We start from the raw sequence: 1102 nt of genomic DNA on the forward strand, positions 1-1102 counted from the left end.
CCCGCCCCCGCACGCCCCCGTGCGGGCGGCGGTGACCGTCCTCGGGGACGGCGGTGTCCCGTCGACGGCCGGGCCGTGCCCCGGCGGAGGGCCTGGCGGACACGAGTGGATCAAGAAGTGGTTCCGTGATCGGGATCCCGTACCGCGGGTGCTCCCGGACCGATAGCGTCTGTTCAGCGGCGTGCGGCGGGGACGGGCGCGCCCGGTGCGGAGGGGAGTGTGGGCATGCGACCGCTGGCGGCGGACGATCCGCGACAGGTGGGCGAGTACCGGTTGCTGCGGCTGCTCGGCGCGGGCGGGATGGGCCGGGTCTACCTCGGCCGGACCACGGGCGGGCGGACCGTCGCCGTCAAGGTGGTCCGTCACGATCTGGCCGGGGACGCCGAGTTCCGGGCCCGGTTCCGCCAGGAGGTGGCGGCCGCCCGGCGGGTCGGCGGCGCCTGGACGGCACCGGTCCTGGACGCGGACACCGAGGGCGGGCACCCGTGGGTGGCCACCGGCTACGTCGCCGGACCGGCGCTCACCACCGCCGTACGGGACTTCGGGCCGCTGCCCGGGCCGGCCGTGCGGACCCTCGGCGTCGGCCTCGCCGAGGCGCTCGCCCATGTGCACGGCCTCGGGCTGGTGCACCGGGACGTCAAGCCGTCGAACGTGCTGCTGACCCTGGACGGACCCCGGCTGATCGACTTCGGCATCGCCCGCGCCCTGGACACCACCACCGCTCTCACCCAGTCCGGCCAGGTGTTCGGCTCACCGGGCTTCATGTCGCCGGAGCAGGCGCACGGGCTGCCCGCCGGGCCGGCCAGCGACGTCTTCTCGCTGGGCGCGGTGCTCGCCTACGCGGCGACCGGCACGATGCCGTTCGGCTCCGGGGTGAGCGCGCCCGTCCTGCTCTACCGGGTGCTGCACGAGGAGCCCGACCTCGCCGGGCTGTCCGGCCCGCTGGAGTCCCTCGTCCGGGACTGCCTGGCCAAGGACCCGTCCGCCCGCCCGACGCCCGCACGACTGCGGGAACGGCTGGACGGCGACGGCGCGGCCGCGGCCCGGCCGGGGCGCGGGGACTGGCTGCCGACGGCGCTGGCGGTGGGGGGGGGGGGGGGGG

The 1102-nt window shown here is 77.4% G+C and carries 1 protein-coding gene; it reads left to right on the top strand.

From position 1 onward, the window contains the following. Positions 1 to 225 precede the first annotated feature (225 nt). On the top strand, positions 226 to 1102 hold an 877-nt coding region (locus tag ABD308_RS38505), incomplete at its 3' end, for a serine/threonine-protein kinase (protein ID WP_344345626.1).

It is taken from the genome of Kitasatospora putterlickiae (assembly GCF_039527695.1).
In the GTDB taxonomy this organism is placed as follows: Bacteria; Actinomycetota; Actinomycetes; order Streptomycetales; family Streptomycetaceae; genus Kitasatospora; species Kitasatospora putterlickiae.